The organism is Candidatus Thiodiazotropha endolucinida (assembly GCF_001715975.1).
Taxonomy (GTDB): Bacteria; Pseudomonadota; Gammaproteobacteria; order Chromatiales; family Chromatiaceae; genus Thiodiazotropha; species Thiodiazotropha endolucinida.
This window is the reverse complement of record NZ_MARB01000003.1, coordinates 1-16,330: the sequence shown is the minus strand read 5'-3', so window position 1 is coordinate 16,330 and position 16,330 is coordinate 1. Positions and strand designations below refer to the sequence as shown.

17 protein-coding genes and 1 pseudogene are annotated in these 16,330 nt (G+C 47.3%); 8 read left to right on the top strand and 10 right to left on the bottom strand.

Features of this window, described 5'->3' with window-relative positions:
* Positions 1–40 precede the first annotated feature (40 nt).
* Complete coding sequence (gene argA, locus CODIS_RS02705; RefSeq protein ID WP_069121200.1) at positions 41–1,369, bottom strand: amino-acid N-acetyltransferase; 1,329 nt, start codon at positions 1,367–1,369, stop codon at positions 41–43.
* Between the two features lie 17 nt (positions 1,370–1,386).
* Positions 1,387–2,532 (bottom strand): acetylornithine deacetylase, encoded by a 1,146-nt coding sequence (argE, locus tag CODIS_RS02700; protein ID WP_069121199.1) that lies wholly within the window; start codon positions 2,530–2,532, stop codon positions 1,387–1,389.
* Between the two features lie 270 nt (positions 2,533–2,802).
* Here argE and CODIS_RS02695 point away from each other — a divergent pair, with 270 nt between their 5' ends.
* The gene (locus tag CODIS_RS02695) at positions 2,803–3,210 is read left to right on the top strand and encodes a PilZ domain-containing protein (RefSeq protein ID WP_069121198.1); all 408 of its coding nucleotides are present in this window, start codon (positions 2,803–2,805) and stop codon (positions 3,208–3,210) included.
* A gap of 113 nt (positions 3,211–3,323) precedes the next feature.
* Here CODIS_RS02695 and CODIS_RS02690 read toward each other — a convergent pair whose 3' ends face one another.
* Entirely contained in the window at positions 3,324–3,641 is a 318-nt protein-coding gene (locus CODIS_RS02690; protein WP_069121197.1) for a hypothetical protein, read from the bottom strand.
* A gap of 280 nt (positions 3,642–3,921) precedes the next feature.
* Here CODIS_RS02690 and CODIS_RS02685 point away from each other — a divergent pair, with 280 nt between their 5' ends.
* Complete coding sequence (locus CODIS_RS02685; protein WP_069121196.1) at positions 3,922–4,305, top strand: DUF302 domain-containing protein; 384 nt, start codon at positions 3,922–3,924, stop codon at positions 4,303–4,305.
* Here the strand turns inward: CODIS_RS02685 and CODIS_RS21485 are convergent.
* Together CODIS_RS21485 and CODIS_RS20355 are read right to left on the bottom strand one after the other, a co-directional pair.
* The gene (locus tag CODIS_RS21485) at positions 4,300–4,710 is read right to left on the bottom strand and encodes a helix-turn-helix transcriptional regulator (protein WP_268805688.1); all 411 of its coding nucleotides are present in this window, start codon (positions 4,708–4,710) and stop codon (positions 4,300–4,302) included. The two genes, CODIS_RS02685 and CODIS_RS21485, sit on opposite strands and share 6 nt — an antisense overlap.
* Positions 4,693–5,214, bottom strand: a pseudogene (locus tag CODIS_RS20355) (cupin domain-containing protein); the annotation flags it as partial. The gene CODIS_RS21485 and the pseudogene CODIS_RS20355, both read right to left, overlap by 18 nt.
* 117 nt (positions 5,215–5,331) lie before the next feature.
* Here CODIS_RS20355 and CODIS_RS02670 point away from each other — a divergent pair.
* Positions 5,332–5,535, top strand: coding sequence for a glutaredoxin domain-containing protein (locus tag CODIS_RS02670; RefSeq protein ID WP_069121193.1), 204 nt, complete (start codon positions 5,332–5,334; stop codon positions 5,533–5,535).
* Between the two features lie 148 nt (positions 5,536–5,683).
* Here the strand turns inward: CODIS_RS02670 and CODIS_RS02665 are convergent, their stop codons facing one another.
* Both CODIS_RS02665 and CODIS_RS02660 read right to left on the bottom strand, forming a co-directional pair.
* Positions 5,684–5,965 (bottom strand): DUF427 domain-containing protein, encoded by a 282-nt coding sequence (locus tag CODIS_RS02665; protein WP_069121192.1) that lies wholly within the window; start codon positions 5,963–5,965, stop codon positions 5,684–5,686.
* Positions 5,966–6,106: 141 nt separating this feature from the next.
* On the bottom strand, positions 6,107–6,781 hold the full coding sequence (locus CODIS_RS02660) for a cysteine hydrolase family protein (protein ID WP_069121191.1): 675 nt from the start codon (positions 6,779–6,781) through the stop codon (positions 6,107–6,109).
* A 443-nt stretch (positions 6,782–7,224) separates the two neighbouring features.
* Here CODIS_RS02660 and CODIS_RS02655 point away from each other — a divergent pair, with 443 nt between their 5' ends.
* From CODIS_RS02655 to CODIS_RS02640, 4 genes are all read left to right on the top strand, one after another.
* The gene (locus tag CODIS_RS02655) at positions 7,225–8,400 is read left to right on the top strand and encodes a mechanosensitive ion channel family protein (RefSeq protein ID WP_235615109.1); all 1,176 of its coding nucleotides are present in this window, start codon (positions 7,225–7,227) and stop codon (positions 8,398–8,400) included.
* A gap of 98 nt (positions 8,401–8,498) precedes the next feature.
* A complete protein-coding gene (locus tag CODIS_RS02650) occupies positions 8,499–9,881 on the top strand; it encodes a M1 family aminopeptidase (protein ID WP_162420103.1) in 1,383 nt (460 codons plus the stop codon).
* Between the two features lie 635 nt (positions 9,882–10,516).
* Positions 10,517–11,488 (top strand): GGDEF domain-containing protein, encoded by a 972-nt coding sequence (locus tag CODIS_RS02645; RefSeq protein WP_162420101.1) that lies wholly within the window; start codon positions 10,517–10,519, stop codon positions 11,486–11,488.
* The gene (locus CODIS_RS02640; protein ID WP_069121189.1) at positions 11,478–11,864 is read left to right on the top strand and encodes a bacteriohemerythrin; all 387 of its coding nucleotides are present in this window, start codon (positions 11,478–11,480) and stop codon (positions 11,862–11,864) included. The genes CODIS_RS02645 and CODIS_RS02640 overlap by 11 nt, the downstream gene beginning before the upstream one ends.
* A gap of 589 nt (positions 11,865–12,453) precedes the next feature.
* Here CODIS_RS02640 and CODIS_RS02635 read toward each other — a convergent pair.
* The gene (locus CODIS_RS02635) at positions 12,454–12,810 is read right to left on the bottom strand and encodes a TusE/DsrC/DsvC family sulfur relay protein (protein WP_069121428.1); all 357 of its coding nucleotides are present in this window, start codon (positions 12,808–12,810) and stop codon (positions 12,454–12,456) included.
* Between the two features lie 189 nt (positions 12,811–12,999).
* On the opposite strand from CODIS_RS02635, the gene CODIS_RS02630 reads away from it, so the two are divergent.
* The gene (locus CODIS_RS02630; RefSeq protein ID WP_154722989.1) at positions 13,000–13,683 is read left to right on the top strand and encodes an HAD family hydrolase; all 684 of its coding nucleotides are present in this window, start codon (positions 13,000–13,002) and stop codon (positions 13,681–13,683) included.
* Between the two features lie 264 nt (positions 13,684–13,947).
* Here CODIS_RS02630 and CODIS_RS02625 read toward each other — a convergent pair whose 3' ends face one another.
* Together CODIS_RS02625 and CODIS_RS02620 are read right to left on the bottom strand one after the other, a co-directional pair.
* On the bottom strand, positions 13,948–14,562 hold the full coding sequence (locus CODIS_RS02625) for a DUF2799 domain-containing protein (RefSeq protein WP_083220511.1): 615 nt from the start codon (positions 14,560–14,562) through the stop codon (positions 13,948–13,950).
* Between the two features lie 399 nt (positions 14,563–14,961).
* Complete coding sequence (locus CODIS_RS02620; protein ID WP_069121186.1) at positions 14,962–15,195, bottom strand: hypothetical protein; 234 nt, start codon at positions 15,193–15,195, stop codon at positions 14,962–14,964.
* Between the last annotated feature and the right edge of the window lie 1,135 nt (positions 15,196–16,330).

Sequence of the window (16,330 nt, the reverse complement as noted above, 5' to 3'; positions counted from 1 at the left end):
CCCGGAACTTCCCGGGGGGGCCGTTCTGCGATTGGCCGGCTCAGATCTTCTTCATGAAGACTTTTGCGTTACGACGGTAGTTGTAGAGTGCCTGTTTGCGCATTGGCAGGTCACGCAGATTGGCCTGTACAAAACCCCGCTCCCTGAACCAGTGAGCGGCTTGGGTGGTCAATATGAAAAGCTTATCTATCCCGGTTTGCTGCGCTTTCCTTTCCATATACGCCAACAGCCGGTCACCCCGATCACTGCCCCGATAGTCGGGATGTACCACCACACAGGCCAGTTCGGCCATCGCCTCCTTGGGATAGGGGAAGAGTGCGGCACACGCAATCGCCATGCCATCCCTCTCCATTAGGGTGAAACCGTCGATCTCTGTCTCCAGCAGCTCACGGGAACGACGAACCAGAACACCTGTCTTCTCAAGTGGCTCAATCAGTTCCAGTAGGCCGCCCACATCATCGATACGGGCAGTACGGGTCTCTTCATAGGGCTCGGCGGTGATAAGCGTGCCGATACCGTCCCGGGTGAAGAGCTCATTCAGCAGCGCCCCGTCTCGCTTACGGTTGACGATATGGATGCGCTTGACGCCACTGCGGCATGCATAGACGGCTGCCTCGAGATGCTGCCTGAGATCATCCGGTAACTTTTTACGCCGTTGCAGCAACACATCAACCTGTTTTGGAACTATGTTCGTAATCAGCTGGTTGCGTGAATCAGTCACCCCTTTGGCTTCGACAAGAGAGATCAGTTTTTCGGCGCCCAATGCAACTGCCACCGATGCGGCGACATCGGCTGATCTCAGATTGAATACCTCGCCTGTAGGTGAGTACCCCAGCGGCGGTACAATGGCGATGGCCCCTGCCTGTAACCGTTGTTCCAGCCCTGTTGCGTCCACACGCCGAACCTCACCGGTATGACAGTAGTCGATGCCGTTCCTGACGCCGATCGGCTTGGCGGTGACAAAGTTTCCCGAGGCAGCCCGGATACGGACACCCGCCATGGGCGAGTTTGCCAATCCCATCGACAACAGGGCTTCTATTTCCACCCGTACCGATCCGGCAGCCTCTTTTACACAGGTCAATGCAGCATTGTCGGTGACGCGCAGGCCTTCGACATATGCTGTTTTCACACCCCGGGTCTTGAGTCGTTCCTCGATTTGAGGGCGGGCGCCGTGAACCAATACGAGGCGTATTCCCAAACCATGCAAGAGGGCGATGTCGTGTATCAGGTTGGCGAATCCGGCATCCACAACCGCCTCTCCCCCGAAGGAGATGATGAAGGTACGGCCTCGATGGGCATGGATATAAGGGGATGAGCCCCGAAACCAGTCGACGAAGCTGTCTGGAGCATTGTTCGTGGGTTTTGTCATACAGTTTAACCCATTGTCTATAAACAGAATTGCCTGATCAGTGACTGTATCAGGTTGATCGCGGGTTGAATATGTTTTAGCGGCAGATATTCGTCCGGCTGGTGGGCCTGTTCGATACTGCCGGGGCCGCAGATAACAGTCTGCATTCCCATGCTGTTGAAAAAGGGGCCTTCAGTACCGAAGGCAACCGCTCCCGATTCGGCGCCGGTGAGTTGTTCCACAGCTTGGACAATTGCAGCATCCCGCGGCGTCTCCATTGCCGGGATGCCGTCGAAGACCGGCGTCAACTCCCAGTTTAAGTCGGCGTCATGCAGACATTTACTCAGCCTCTGCCTCAATTCACCACGCAGACTATCCAGGGACATCCCGGGTAATGGACGAAGATCGAACTGCAGTTCGCACTGACCGCAGATCCGATTCGGGTTGTCCCCGCCATGGATATGGCCCAGATTGAGCGTCGGAAACGCGACCTTGAAGGCCTGGTTTCGATATCGCTGTTGCAATTCGCTTCGCCATTGGATGACTTCGCCAAGCACCTGATACATAGCATCCAGGGCATTCACTCCGAGGGAGGGATCACTTGAGTGCCCCGACCTGCCGTTGATCCGAATCGACTCCATGGATATGCCTTTGTGCTGCCTTACCGGTTTCATGTCGGTAGGCTCACCTATAATCGCATGACGTCCCAGCCGGCGATGCAGATCGGTGAGTGACTTTGCGCCACACATCGTACTCTCTTCATCCGCTGTGGCGATGATGACCAGAGGCTGTTTCAGTTGCTGCAGTGGCACTTCCCGAATCGCTTCGATTATCACGGCAAAAAAAACCTTCATGTCAGCGCTTCCCATACCGTAGAAACGCCCATCCCTTTCTTGCAGTTTCAGCGGATCACTGTGCCATTTAGCTTCATCGAAGGGAACGGTATCGGTATGGCCCGAAAGCACCAGGCCCTCATTCCCCTGGCCGGCACTGGCGATGAGATTGAATTTGTCAGGATGACCGGGAATGGTGAGTACTTCGGTCCTGAAACCCAAGGCATCGAACCAGCTCTCGAGATGCTCGATGACCTCCCGGTTGCTCATATCCCAGGCGGGGTTGACGCTGCTGACTGAAGCGGCATTGATCAGGCGGCTTAGCGTGTCTTGTAATGTCATTCTTGTCATGGCTCAGATTCTGTGTTCATGGATGACATCTTGCAACCCGGTTAAACAGGGAGACAGGCCATTCATTCCGAATTGACTGTAATACTTCACGAAAAAAAGGATGTGGATCTGAAGAGCCACTTTAGCAGTCATAGTGAATTTCATCGTAACTTGCAAAAATCCGCTTCCTTTGCTTTTGTTATAACCAGGATTATGATAACAGGAGTTGTTCTCGCTAATCGTGTTATCAGGATTTGCCACAGTCCTGGATTGTGGTGAGAAAAAACAGAAATGCGCCTATATATCCGACATCCGACTGATGTGCCGATCGATTTCCAGATTGGTGGGCAAGCCTCAACCAATCGTGAAACCTTGACTAACTACAGTGAAGGCGGGCTCTGTTTTATGTCCGATGTGAAGATAGATGCCGGCACCGAGATCCATATCGCTATCCCCATTACACCGCCCCAATTTCACGCCACAGGTATCGTGGTATGGTGCCATAAGGAACGGGACAATTATCTTGTAGGCATCAAATTCTCTGAGGAGGAGACGGCCTATGCGGTACGCATGGTAGAGCAGCTCTGTTATATCGAACACTATAAGCAAAGCATTAAACAGTCACAGGGACGCGATCTCACGGGAGAAGAGGCAGCCCTGGAATGGATCGATAAATATGCCGGTGATTTTCCCACATAAGATGGTTTGGTTGTCTGATGGTTGTTCCAATCCCGGGGATCTCGACCTATCACGCAGTGTGTCGATCCTGCCTCCGCATGCGGGGGTTGCTGTTGCACATAGGCGTATCGGCCCTATTTCATCAGAACGGCTGCCGCGAATGCGCCGATACTCAACAGAAAGAATACCGCGGCGGAGGGTTTCCACATCGTATAGTTCAATGTCTGTGCATTGCTGTTGTGCATCACAATCGTTAGAATCCCGGCGATCAGAAAGATCCCGCCTGCGGCGTAGGCGATTACCTGCAGGTATTCGATCTTGACCCGGGTCGAGCCTGAGACGCCTCCACCGATGGTTTCGAATTTGTTGGCCAGGAGGGGGGCCGAGAAAAGGAGCGTCAGAAACAGGCTCCTTGCCAGGTATCTAATATAGCGAACAGGTCCAAGAGTCACTGTGATAGCCCTCAATTAAACATTATCAAGTGTAGTCAATTCCAGTTGTCGGCAGTAGGCTCTATTTCTTCACTTTCTACCCCATGGCCATGACGATCGGTTGCAGGCCAAGCTAGCCTGTATGAATCGGCTAAATCAGGTCAACGGCTCCAACGACGGGAAGGAACACATAATTCTCATGGGGCCTATTTGGCGTTTATCAATGCTATCCTCGGGTAGTTTACGGAGCATTGTCTGCCACAACGAATGTGTCTAAGCATATATATACAAGAGGTGTTTTATGTATAGCTTTAAAACCAGTGTTGAAGGTGATCTGGAGCGGGTTGAAACTCGGGTCGTGGAGGCCCTGAAAAATGAAGGATTCGGGGTGCTGACGGAGATTGACGTCCAGGCGACGATGAAGAAGAAGCTGGGTATCGATAAACGTCCCTATAAGATATTGGGCGCCTGCAACCCATCATTGGCGAATCAGGCCCTCGATGCTGAACCGGATATCGGCCTTTTATTGCCCTGTAATGTAGTCATTCGTCAGGAGAAGGACGGTGGGATTACAGTTGCCTTCATGGACCCGGTTGCCGTGTTGCAACTCGTGGAAGGAGAGAAAATCGCCGATCTGGCAAGGGATGTAAAAAGCCGCCTGGAAAGGGTGCGTGATGCACTATGACCCGGTTTCGGTCTGGTTTGGCGGTCTGTTTTTCCTTGCCACTCCCGGGCCATAACCGAACTGTCTTTTAAACGCCTTTGCGAATGCGGCTTCCGACTGGTAGCCGGAGAGTGCAGCAACCTGAGTCACAGAGTGGTTTCCGGTCTGAAAGAGTTGATGGGCCTGGGTCATGCGCCAGCGGCTCAGATAGTGCATTGGCGACAACCCGACGAGGTGGTTGAAGCGTCCGGAGAAAGCCGAGCGAGACATACCGGCAACTTGTGCCAGGCGTTCGACATTCCAGTTATGCGAGGGCGATTCGTGAATCCTGCTCAAGGTCTTGCCTATCTTCTCATCGGCCAGTGCGGCGATGAATCCCACATGACTGCTGTTTTTCAAGTAATGTCTTATCGTATTGATAAACATGACCTCCGACAGTTTATCGATCACCAACGCTCCACCAAGCTGTGTGGCCTCGATCTCATGAATCAACAGCTGCCGTAATGAATGGGAGAAGGGAACGCCAGTGGTGCCGTCATTACGGATGATCATGACGGCCGGCAGCGCGTCGACGAGTGGATTTCAACTATCCCGGTCAAAGTCGAAATAACCGCAAATCAAAGTGACACCGGGACCCGTGGATGACTCGTCGGGCAACTGATTGCGGGGAAAGTCCTCGGCAATCGGGAGTTGGCTGTTACTGATGGTATGTTGGGCGTCGTGTGGAAAGACGATCAGGTCGTCGCCGGCGAGCGCAATCGGCTCCTCCCGATCAGGCATGTGCAGCCAGCACCCTCCGTTGGCTACCAGGTGGAACGTGGCGCGACGCTGGCCTGATGTGTCCACTGCCCAATCTCCACGAAAACAGGCGTGTAGAAAAACGCTCGCCTTGAGGTGCAGCGACTGTAATATTTCGCTCAGTACATCCATATCCATAAATTTAGCAAAATTAGACGAATAGACATAAAAAAAACATAAATAGTCATAGTTAGTCTTGTAAGTAAGCTTGATAATAGCCTCCGTGTTAACTAATAACGGAGAGAGAAAATGACTGACGTATCCATTTACACCAAGCCGAACTGTCCCTATTGCAGTCATGCAAAGGCGTTGTTGGAGTCGCGCGGTATCGCCTATGTAGAGCTGGATGTCACTGAAGATCCCAAGATTCTCACCGAAATGGTTGAGCGTACCGGCGGCAGGACCTTCCCGCAGATTGTGGTGGGTTCCCAGGCAATTGGCGGTAATGACTGATTTTCGCTATATGACGAATGCGTTATGGAACACGGATAAGGCCGTAAAAGGATTGCGGCAGTTGGGCAATCGTCTGCTTGGTCAAAAAACCTGAGTGGCTGTACGATGGAAAGCCGTGGTCGGGGCCGTCCGGCCATGCGGCTTTTCATCATTCGGTGACCTCCACACCATGCCAAAATGCCACATAGTTCTTGATCTCCTCGGCCGCCGATGAAGGTGAGGGGTAGTACCAGGCCGCATCCCGATTGATCTTGTCGCCGACACAGATTGTGTAATAATTGGCCATGCCTTTCCAGACACACATTGACGTCGTATCACTGTTTCTGAAGTACTCTCGGTTTAATGAATCAGGAGGGAAGTAATGGTTGCCCTCAACGATCAGGGTTTTGTTGCTTTCGGCCAGTAATCCGCCATTCCATATCGCTTTCATATTTATACCATTGTGTGGGGTAAAGCATGCAATCCAAGATCATAATAACAATGAGGTGTCCAAAGAGTGATTGGATATATCCATCGTGTAGCCGGAAGCTATATAACTGGTACTTTTAGAATCGGCTTACACGAAGATTGATTATGCCAGATCCATGATATCTATTAGTTCTTTACTGGACATGACGTGGCAATAGATCATATTGATGATTTCCAGCTCCCGATAGTGTAGTTCATCGGTACCTGCCGCGCAGCAGTCTTCAACAACTACTACATTAAAGCTCTCGTCTGCAAGGCTTCTCACAGTGGAAGAGACACACTGGTCGGTAAATATGCCGCACATGATGACATTTTCGATTCCCATATTGTGCAGCACTAATCTAAGGTTGGTACCGGTAAGCGCGCTGTCTGTTGTTTTGCTTACGACGATCTCTCCTGCTGCAGGGCTTAACTCAGGCACTATTTGCGAGTCTTCCGTATTTAGCGGCAGCAGCAGGTAGTTCCAGCCGGGTTTCTTTTGACTGAGTGACCGATCGCGCCCGTCATCGAGGAGGCAGGCAATGCGGGCATGGAGGACATCCATCTCTTTTCGGCGAAAGCGGTCCTGCAGATCGCGGGTGGCGGGAATGACGATCTCGTTCATTCGCTTTCTAAACGGTGCCCAACGTGTTCGTTCAATTGGGTCTTCAGCAGGTTTCATGTAAATATTCTGTATGTCAATGGTCAGCAATGCGGTGTTTTGATAGCGAAGATTGAGATCCTGAGGGTCAGGTGCGCCTTGATAGTAAAAAGAACGATATGCCTGCTTCCAGTTCATCTCTCCTCCCAAAAAAGAAATTGTCAGGACACGAGCGTTAATCAGTGATGGCAACCCGTCAGATGAAATCGGGGATGCCGGACCTGAATTGTATTGTAGCGGAATGGTGCGTTGAGTGCCGGTTGAGCGAATGCGGTTGGAAAAAAGTCTGTCCTATGCTGTAAAGAGACCAGTAAAAGGACCAGGCGGATATTGAAGATTTATACTGAAAACATGGTGCGATCAGCCGTGATGAGGCTGTCGTAAATGGTGAACAAACGTTAATATCAGATAAAAATGGCAAGACAATATTATATCGTAAAGTTTTAATTTGAGGTGTCATCGATAGCGGGCTCAGTCTTGTTGTGGTGTATTGAGTCTGTCCTGTTATAGTGTCGTTGTTAATGATCGAATATCGAATGACGCTTCTATGAACAATTTCAAAATAAGGATTGAATGTGGCCATGGCGAGTGAAAACGAAGATACAGAGATATTGGAATCCGGCGAGCCAGTGGAATCGGCATTGAAGTCTGGCATGGAGCAACTGGTTGATAAGATAGATGTACCTGATCAGTTAGAGCCGGTAATAGCGTTGTTCGGCAATCACCCTTGGGTAAAGGGTCTGATTGTATTGCTGATCTTTATTGTTTTGGCCAAGGTGGTTGAGTGGATCGTGATGCCGTTGGTCAGAAGACTTACTTCCCATACTTCAACCCATATCGATGACCTGATAGTACAATATCTACGCAGTCCGTTGTTCTGGACATTGGCCCTGATTGGTATTGTCGCCTCATCGTCAATGATGGGGATCGATGAGAGTGTTCGCAGTACACTGGTATCCTTCGTTATTTCTGTTCTGATATTGTTATGGATGCTGTTTGCTGTCAGGATTTCAAAACTGTTGTTGTCTGAAGCCAGTCGCAGGGCTAAGCCGAATGCAGTGGTGAGACCTCAAACGCTTCCACTCTTTACCAATATCGCCGCCATAACCATTATTGTATTCGCCGTCTATTTCATATTTCAGTCATGGCATGTAGATATGACGGCGTGGTTGGCATCTGCGGGTATCGCGGGTATCGCCATTGGCTTTGCAGCGAAAGATACACTGGCCAATCTGTTTTCCGGTGTCTTCATTATGGCGGACTCACCTTATAAGATCGGTGATTATGTTGTCTTGGATGATGGGGGTGGCATACGGGGCAAAGTCACCCACATTGGAATTCGCAGCACACGTCTGCTAACTCGGGATGATGTTGAGGTGACGATACCGAATTCAATTATGGGCAACTCGAAGGTCGTCAATGAGTCAGGTGGGCCGCATGTAAAGTACCGCATCAGAGTTGCGGTGGGTGTCGCCTATAGCTCTGACATTGACCAGGTGCGGGATGTTTTAATGTCCGTGGCTCGTGAGTCAGAGACGGTCTGCGATCAACCTGAGTCGCGTGTGAGGTTTAGGGCCTTCGGCGCATCCTCCCTGGATTTTGAACTGCTTTGCTGGGTTGACAATCCTGAATTACGTGGCCGCGTGTTGGATGCCCTTAATTCAGCTGTTTATAAACGGTTTTTAATGGAAGGTATAGAGATTCCCTTTGCAAAACAGGATCTCTATATCAAAGAAATGCCCGACAATGCTGTTTGATCTGCCTTACCCAAACCAATAGCAGAAAAAACGGCTGTTGTTTATATCAACGCATGAACATCTTTTATTGTTGAATGGGAATTAAGAGTTACAGTTTCATGGATGTATCAACCAGCCGGTCACTATATTTAAGGTACATGCCGACGCCTGTGTGTGAACGTGCATTGCAATTATCGGTATTTTTTCTGCTGCTAACTTCACTATTGACTGCATGTGTCACTGATAGGAGTGATGCAGGCGGCGATGACCTCCCGGATACTTCGACTGACTGGTCCAGGGATATCTTGCATACCAGTCTGAATATTGATCTAGAAACAATGACGGGAATTGCCGACCTGGTCCTGTCGGGTTCACTATTATCATCAGCTGCCTCGTTTGAGATTGGTGATCTGACGATCATCAATGTTGTCTCAGATGGCGATCAACTGAAGTTTAATGCAAAACTAGGTCAGCTAGATGTGGGTATTCCTCTGTCAGTTGGGCCGCAGACGATAACAATAGAGTACTACCTTAATCTGCATCATAACTTTGACGGTATACTTGACAGCGGTGTAACTTTCACCTGGCCATATTACTGCGGCAATATTTTTCCATGCAAGTCGCAACCAGCTGAAGGAAGTGGTTTTGAATTGGTGGTTAGTGGAATACCAGATGGCGATATCAGTATATATCCTGAATTGATTACTGCCGATGCCCCTTCATATATGTTGGCTTGGGCTGTTGGTGATTACGATTACAGCATGCTTGGTATAACGGCAAACGGTACCGAGGTGGGTGTCTACTATTTTCCTGATGAGGCAGAAAAAGCTCTGAATGGAACCCGGTATCTGAGAGATGTCTTCGACTGGTATGAACAGACATACGGAGATTATCTCTTCGGTGAGAAAGTGGCTAGTGTCTCTGTAAAATGGCCCGCGGGTGGGTTTGGTGGCCTGGAACATCACCCATTTTGGCATATAGCCGGCGAATCCTTGAACAATCCGGTGGTACATGCGCATGAGGCCTCTCATGGCTGGTTTGGCAATGGTGTTCGTATTGGATGCTGGGAGGATTTCGTCTTATCTGAGGGTATTGCATCCTATCTTGCGGCTCGGGCGCTCAATGAGGTTGCCGGTGAGGAATATGGTAATCAAATTTGGCAATCATATGAAAACAGACTCGATCTGTTACAAAACAGCAATGAGAACAAGATTGCCTGGCCAGAGGGTTGTAATGAGATAGATATACTGGAGGATGGCCTATATGGCGCGGCACCCTATATGAAAGGTGCATTTTTCTTCAAACACCTTGAGTACAAGTTGGGAAAAGAAGTGCTGGACAGGTTGCTGAGAAACTTTTTCAGTGTGAACAGCGGGCACGCTGTTAACATGCAAATGTTAATCACAGCAATAAAAGAGGGTAGCACATACGACCCTACGGCCTGTGCGCAGGCATGGCTGCGTATGGAGTCTATTGTGGATACTGATGCCTGTATCTACTGAGTGTATGGTAATGTGTTTCTAATTCGAAAGCTTCTCGTATGCGAACCACATAAATAACCATATCGTTGTGATTCTCAATTCAGTTACGTTGTACACTAATCCAGATAATATCCGCCTTGATTGATAAATCTAAAGATCTGAAGTATACAAGATCCAAACAATGGGATCTGGAAAGTTAAGCGCCAAAGAAACCATTCCAAACCCTCAATTCGCCGGATTATCCATAGATCCACTAAGGTGTAATTGTTACAGGATTGTAAACTTTCACTGCGCTACCGTTCAATTAACCGGTAACGGGTTATCATAATCCGATTTTCGGTATATTTATAGGTTGCGTTAAGCATTGTTCATGAAAAGGCAAGATGCCGGCGCTTTGATTCAAAGACAGCAGATGTCCGCTTTTGTGGTTGAATTGCAAGGGATCTATATATTAATTCAGACGAACAGAAATGGTTAGGGTTCAAGAAACAGCGAATTGGCCTCGGGTCTCTTCGTGCAGGGAATCAAGATGGATCTATAACTAAACTTCACAGTCACCAGTCGAATGACAATGAATGGTTTTGTGCATACTTAATAAGGACAGAAGAAGTGAATATAGCAAATAAAAAATAAATTATATGCAGAAATATAATATCGTGTATAAAGAAGCACAAAAATCAGGATATGAACTATCAAACGCGCATTTGCTTATATTCGATAATGACGATGAAAACATCCCAGTCTTAAATCGATTATTTAAGAACGATTACAATACTACGTGTGCCAGTTCCGTTGATGATCTGAAATGTCTGCTAAATCGACATCAATATCCGGACCTGGTTATATTGGATCCGTTCAAGTACGCAGGTGATGGACTTGATGTCTGCCGGACACTAAAGGAAATTCCCAATACCGCAAATATTCCAGTGGTTCTGATTGCCAACAGGCAGGATCCAAATCATGAGATTAATGCACTATCTTCAGGAGCGGAAGACTTATTAATAAAACCATTCAGCCTGTCTGTTATAAAGGCAAAAATCAATAGCCACCTTACTGCCAAATATAGAACGGATCTGTTGGAGCAACTCTTAAATATAGATCCGCTGACTCGTATACCCAACCGTCGCAGGTTAGACGATACACTTGAGCTGGAGTGGAGACGGGCAATACGCGGGGGATCGTATATTGCGATACTGATAATCGACCTGGATGGATTTAAAGTCTATAACGACATGTATGGACACAGTAGAGGTGAAGAGTATCTAAAAAAGGTGGAACACTGTCTGTCGGTGTTATTACAGAGACCGGGTGACATAGTTGCACGCGATGATGGTGAGGATTTTGTTGTAGTACTACCAGAATGCAGCTTGCAAATCACTTTTAAGATAGCTGAACGTATCCGCTCAGCTGTAGAACATATATCCAGGCAAAATAAAGAAATCGGACAGAAAAATCTAGTTACTGCCAGTATTGGATGTGCTGCCATGAAAGCCACAATTAACCAATCCGCCAGACAACTTATAGTAGAAGCAGATGAGAAATTATATGAGGCAAAATCACTTTTGAAAAACTGGGTATGTTGTGGTGATGATGAGTTAGATAGGGTGAGTCAGAATAATGCAAAATAGACTACAAGGCTGGTCAAAAGAATATGAACTTGGTATCAAAGAGATAGACCTGCAACATCAATATTTCTTCAGGTTGATTACCAGGCTTGCAGATGAGTTAAAAAACAGTAGTGACTTCCCGTACCAGAAGTCTCTCTTTGTCGAACTGGGTTTATATACCCATTTCCACTTCGTGAGCGAAGAAAACTTAATGCAGCGTTCTGGCTATCCGGGTTTGCATGAACACAATAAACTCATTGACGGCTTGAATAAGAATAAATTGCTTTTTGAGGAGGGACATATCGAAGCAATCCAGGTGATAGACTTTTTAAAAATGTGGTTTATAAGTCATACGGTTAAAGAGGATAGAAAATTTGCGGAGTACATAATCGGGTAATATTAAAATACTGCAATCTCGTAACCTAGCGTTGTCCAGATTATTTATAATTACAAGCTATCCAGAAATAATCAGTTGACAGTAGTCACACAGCAGGACGTATAACTGTATGCCTCAAAAACAACAACATCAGTTGTAAGATCCGTAACAACCTTCTTTTTCTATCTGATGGCCGATCCGCGTTCCGTGTTGTGGTCAGTCCTGGTGGTACTCGCAAGTTCGAAATAGTTGGCATAGAATCATTTTATAGTGAAGGGTGAGAGAAGTGTTGTCAGGGTAATGACTATAATCTTACCTGCATAAACTTCGATATTGAATATAAACGTCAACCTGATAAAAGAACGTTGACTGACTCAGGGCGTGACATGGTCATTAAAATTTGAATCGATCAGAGGTTCAGAAAGTAAACGCATCTTTTTCGATACAACCCGGAATCCACAAAACAGTTCAAAACAGTGTGCTGGATTCCGGGTCTGTAAGTTGCTTACATAGCTAGATAACAGTCCAGACCGCTTTTATATATCCGGATGAAGCGCTTTCATACCAACACGAAATACAGTGTTTATGGGCTACCTTTATCTGAGTCGTTCTAGGCTTCCGTGTCTGATGGCAGTGGCTTAGGGAGACCGGCAAGCTTGGCAAGTTGCTTGTCAGGGCCATGCGGAAACAGTTGATAGAGATATTTATCGATCGAGCGTCTGTCCACTATCGGATCCTGGCCCAGATTATCCGCAATCATATGAATAACCTCTCGAGTTGAAGGAGTGTTCTGCTTTTCGAGGTAGAACTCTCTGGCCTTATGAATCAGCAGCGAGTGTTCCGTAGAAATCTCCAAACCCTCGTTTTTAGCCAGATGTTCAGCCACATCTTCGTCCCAGTCCTCCAGGTTAACGAGAAAGCCTTCCTCGTCAAGGTTGATCGTCTTACCATTCACAATGATGGACATGCGTTTCTCCCTTTTATATATCATTAAGACAGGCAGTCTTGTCAGTATAGTGTCAGGTTGGGAGGGGACTGTAATTACCACAAAAAATATGTGTGTAAAGTCATATGACAATTCAATAATCATATTGCCATCTGCGAATTGACCGGAGTAAATACGAATGTGTTACAGATCTCAATCAAACAGAAAATCATGAAATCACCATACAAGGCCATTTTGTTTGATCTTTTCGGCACCCTGATCAGTGTCTCAAAGGCCGCGGGCGACGGAGGCCGTTACACGGCTGATATCTTGGACTTGGATCGCAAGGCATGGAATCAGGCGTGTTTCAGTGAACACCACGATATACTGAGCGAAACCGATCCTGTAGAAACCGTTAGGCGCATGGCGCACAGTCTCGACCCAACCATCCCACTCTCCACAATTCGTAAGGCCGCAGAAGTGCGTCAGATACGCTTTGATACGGCATTGACCGATATAGAACCAGGTATCATAAAAGCACTTGAGAGGCTTAATGATAGGGGTCTGTCACTGGGGCTTATTTCCAATGCCTCGACGGGTGAGGTTCGCGCATGGTCCGATTCGCCTCTTGCGCCACTATTCAAAACAGCGCACTTCAGTTGTAAGCATGGGGTAAAAAAACCTGAGCCAGAAATCTATCGGATGGCTCTGGCTGAAATGGAGATTAATTCAAACCAGGCCCTTTTTGTCGGGGATGGCAGCAGCAACGAACACTTGGGTGCAAAAAAGTGTGGTATCGACAGTCTTCTCGTGACCTATTTCCTGGATACGAAGAATAAAGACGATCTGAAGCGCCGCGGTTTAGGTTCAAAGGGTACAATTTCCCACATCCGCGAACTGCAATCACGGTTGTGATAAAGAGAGACGACGGCACACACAGTTCTAGGGCCTGTTAACACTAATCCAATACGCCCTGCTGGGGCTGTTTTCGTGCCCAGCAAGGCAGAATGAGCGAGGTGTAGTTATACTACATGAGCGAATGATAACGCCGCTGGGCGCAAAAACAGCCCCAGCCCTTCGGGTTGCGCCCCGAAGGAAGTGCCCTTGGGGTGCGCCTTGATTGGCGCTTTTTCAGGCACAACAGGGTGCATTGGATTAGTGTTAACAGGCCCTAGTTGTTTAGTAGCGGTAACGTTCCTCCACTTCCTCCAAGTTGTTGCGTTCATACGTTACTCTATCCTGGAACTCAGTCAGTTTGATCTCCGCTATATCCAACTCGTCGTTTAGTTCTTTGACTTCAACCAAAAGTGCTCTGCGTTGTTTACTGCTAATTCCATCACTGATCAATCTGGCCTCAGAATCCTTAAGCTGCTGGTATAGTGTATCGACCAGTTTTTGCTGCTGTTTCAATCTGCGTTCACTTGCCAACAGTTTGGATTTGGCGTCATAGACCTCACGCCCATCCTGCCAAGCCTGCTTAAACACCTTGGTGAGGGGTGGGAGGCAGACAGGGTTAAACTTGCTACCCGACTTTCCAAGTTCAAAGCCATTTTGTCGTGTGCAGTATTCATTCAGACCAGCCAACCGTCCCTGCTCATAAAGTTCTGAATCCGGTGCTATACCATGACTGGCACAGGCTTTTCGGTGATTACCGAGGTAAGAGAGACTATGACCCTTGGCACCATCCTCATATCCGATAACGTACCAATCAGCAACCCGGCACTCATCCTTATCCATGGTTGCACAGCTTGCCAAAGAAAACAGAACGGTAATATGGACTAAGTGTCTGATCATGATTTATTCCACTAGCGTAGTGTGTTGTAAGAGCGTGTAAAAGGATAAATTAAAGCTCAAGCGCAGGCTAACCCTTAAACTGCTTTCCCCATATGTGCTGGAACTCAAATACGGTTGCTGTACGCAAAATGTATGCGGTGTGACAGATGAGACTACCAAGGCCAGTCAATACATCCGGTATTATCATCGGTGTCCCGGCAACGAATTTATCTGAAGACGAGATTACAGACATGACTCAAAGTCGATGTCCCATCTAAACTGTTTTGTTTGGATTCCTTAACAGGCATTATCTGCCGGATAACAGAACTGTGCAGGCAGATGTCATATTTCAGAGAACTGTCATCGATTGCTTACCCGGTTAAACTTCCGGAAAAAAATGAATGCCATTTAGTGACAATCTTATTCTCTTCCTGTGGCAAGTTTTGCAACAATACCATGTAGCGCCACCTCAGCATTCTCAAAGGCGTCTGAGAGGTCATCTATTGTGGTCTCTCCTTGCCTGGCACCATTAAGGCCCTTTGCAATTTTCTCCATCAGTTCGGCGATTATTGAGAGTGCTTCATCACCGCCTGCACTATGTGCTTGAGTGACGGCGTCTATGATTTGGCTGTTAACGGCAGTGGGAAACGACATTTCAAATACCTCAAGTGTTTTATAATGATTTTATTAGTAACCAAACTGAATTAAAACTGCCCATATATAAAGGAATTGTAGGAATAAAATAACATGAATTATAGATTTCTTTTATCTGCCATGTGGCTGCAACAGTCAGCTCCCCCATCTCATCTGAATGTTATGTCGCCTATAGGGATGTATTGCTTTGGTAATCGGACCACGATCCTAAAAAAATATACATGCCCTTATTGGTGGATGATTATTTTTAGAAAACAGTAGAGAAATACAAACTGTTAGAGGAAAAACCGGGCGATGTGCTATTGCGACATCGCCCGCCTGCAATGGCAGGTAGTGAGGAGTGTTCCTGAAAGCACCTTATGTGTATCGAAGCGCTTGTCTTGCTAACCTTCCTGACTCTAAAGATAAATGATCCTTCCATTGATCCAACGTCCTTGTCACCAACTGTGTTCGTCGACAAACCGGGCACTCATAACGCAACTGTTCAATTTTCACATCCTTCTGTGTCTCGATCTCGGCCATCAGTGAAGAACAGTGTGTGCAGTGCATTTTGTTTACCCCTAATAAATAAGTTTTGACTCTTTAGAGAATGAATTCGCTGCACTCATACCTCTTCAGGGTCTTGAGCGCCGCCAACTTCCATGACTCGAAAAACAACATTCCAAAATACCACCTGTTTGACACCAGGTGCCAAACTTTGCAAAGAAATACCACTTTTTCAGGCTTCTCATATGGGCAGTAATTCTGGCTATTACGATCGGTTGTAAAAATTACGATGCGAATGCATTGGCCTAGATAATCTGCCTTTTGCCACCATTTGTCGGTCTGTTCCCCCGTAACCAGACTATATCGGCTAACCATAGCGTAACCAGTCTAAAGATACAAGATATTGTGCTGGGAAGAATCGTGACCACAATATCTGGGCTTTCATCGGGATGGTAGTCGTTTTATCTCAGTTCAAATGGATAAGCGAGATTAGCAAAGTGGTTTCTCACCTTTTGAAGGTATCTTGTTGAACTGAACCTAGGTTATTGCGCTGTTAGCTCAAAGACCTCTAGCAGGCTGTTGATTTTTACCCGTCGTCAGCCGTCAAATTCGTTTGGCGGTGTAATTACCGCTCAATCTAGCGATTGAT

What these genes read in the sequence shown, in the direction of transcription:
- argA (WP_069121200.1), bottom strand. Translation starts at nt 1,369, where the DNA reads ATGACAAAACCCACGAACAATGCTCCAGACAGCTTCGTCGACTGGTTT.
- argE (WP_069121199.1), bottom strand. Translation starts at nt 2,532, where the DNA reads ATGACAAGAATGACATTACAAGACACGCTAAGCCGCCTGATCAATGCC.
- CODIS_RS02695 (WP_069121198.1), top strand. Translation starts at nt 2,803, where the DNA reads ATGCGCCTATATATCCGACATCCGACTGATGTGCCGATCGATTTCCAG.
- CODIS_RS02685 (WP_069121196.1), top strand. Translation starts at nt 3,922, where the DNA reads ATGTATAGCTTTAAAACCAGTGTTGAAGGTGATCTGGAGCGGGTTGAA.
- CODIS_RS21485 (WP_268805688.1), bottom strand. Translation starts at nt 4,710, where the DNA reads ATGTTTATCAATACGATAAGACATTACTTGAAAAACAGCAGTCATGTG.
- CODIS_RS02670 (WP_069121193.1), top strand. Translation starts at nt 5,332, where the DNA reads ATGACTGACGTATCCATTTACACCAAGCCGAACTGTCCCTATTGCAGT.
- CODIS_RS02665 (WP_069121192.1), bottom strand. Translation starts at nt 5,965, where the DNA reads ATGAAAGCGATATGGAATGGCGGATTACTGGCCGAAAGCAACAAAACC.
- CODIS_RS02660 (WP_069121191.1), bottom strand. Translation starts at nt 6,781, where the DNA reads ATGAACTGGAAGCAGGCATATCGTTCTTTTTACTATCAAGGCGCACCT.
- CODIS_RS02655 (WP_235615109.1), top strand. Translation starts at nt 7,225, where the DNA reads ATGGCGAGTGAAAACGAAGATACAGAGATATTGGAATCCGGCGAGCCA.
- CODIS_RS02650 (WP_162420103.1), top strand. Translation starts at nt 8,499, where the DNA reads ATGGATGTATCAACCAGCCGGTCACTATATTTAAGGTACATGCCGACG.
- CODIS_RS02640 (WP_069121189.1), top strand. Translation starts at nt 11,478, where the DNA reads ATGCAAAATAGACTACAAGGCTGGTCAAAAGAATATGAACTTGGTATC.
- CODIS_RS02635 (WP_069121428.1), bottom strand. Translation starts at nt 12,810, where the DNA reads ATGTCCATCATTGTGAATGGTAAGACGATCAACCTTGACGAGGAAGGC.
- CODIS_RS02630 (WP_154722989.1), top strand. Translation starts at nt 13,000, where the DNA reads ATGAAATCACCATACAAGGCCATTTTGTTTGATCTTTTCGGCACCCTG.
- CODIS_RS02625 (WP_083220511.1), bottom strand. Translation starts at nt 14,562, where the DNA reads ATGATCAGACACTTAGTCCATATTACCGTTCTGTTTTCTTTGGCAAGC.
- CODIS_RS02620 (WP_069121186.1), bottom strand. Translation starts at nt 15,195, where the DNA reads ATGTCGTTTCCCACTGCCGTTAACAGCCAAATCATAGACGCCGTCACT.